Consider the following 1,011-nt stretch of genomic DNA (forward strand, 5'->3'; position numbering starts at 1 on the left):
GGCTCCTCTCGGCCACCGGATCTCTCCGGCTTCACCGATATGTCAAGCCCTGGTAAGGTTCTTCGCGTTGCTTCGAATTAAGCCACATGCTCCGCTGCTTGTGCGGGCCCCCGTCAATTCCTTTGAGTTTTAGCCTTGCGGCCGTACTCCCCAGGCGGGACGCTTAATGCGTTGGCTTCGGCACGGAGGAGATTCCTCCCCCACACCTAGCGTCCATCGTTTACGGCTGGGACTACCAGGGTATCTAATCCTGTTCGCTCCCCCAGCTTTCGCGCCTCAGCGTCGATGCCGGCCCAGGAGGCTGCCTTCGCCGTCGGTGTTCTTCCCGATATCTGCGCATTTCACCGCTACACCGGGAATTCCGCCTCCCCCTGCCGCATCCGAGGCTTCCAGTTCGGGGCGCTTCCGGGGGTTGAGCCCCCGGCTTCGACGCCGCCGCTTGAAAGCCCGCCTGCGCGCGCTTTACGCCCAATGATTCCGGATAACGCTCGCCCCCTACGTATTACCGCGGCTGCTGGCACGTAGTTAGCCGGGGCTTCTTCTGCGAGTACCGTCATGGTTCTTCCTCGCTGAAAGCGGTTTACGTCACGAATGACTTCGTCCCGCACGCGGCGTCGCTGCGTCAGGGTTGCCCCCATTGCGCAAAATTCCCCACTGCTGCCTCCCGTAGGAGTCTGGGCCGTGTCTCAGTCCCAATGTGGCCGATCGGCCTCTCAGCCCGGCTACCCGTTGCGGGCACGGTGGGCCGTTACCCCGCCGTCTACCTGATGGGCCGCGACCCCATCCCCTCCCGCCAGGGCTTTCCCGGGCATCCCATGCGGGGTGCCCGGAGTATCCGGTATTAGCCTCGGTTTCCCGAGGTTGTCCCGGAGGAGGGGGCAGGTTGGTCACGTGTTACTCACCCGTTCGCCACTCTATCCACGCCCGAAGGCGTCTTACTCGTTCGACTTGCATGTGTTAGGCGCGCCGCCAGCGTTCATCCTGAGCCAGGATCAAACTCTCCGTGGAAAG

1 rRNA gene is annotated in these 1,011 nt (G+C 63.0%); it reads right to left on the reverse strand.

Annotated elements, in window-relative coordinates:
• Positions 1-1,008 (reverse strand): 16S ribosomal RNA (locus DMP05_RS09625); the annotation flags it as partial.
• Between the last annotated feature and the right edge of the window lie 3 nt (positions 1,009-1,011).

This window comes from Slackia isoflavoniconvertens, assembly GCF_003725955.1.
GTDB lineage: Bacteria > Actinomycetota > Coriobacteriia > Coriobacteriales > Eggerthellaceae > Slackia > Slackia isoflavoniconvertens.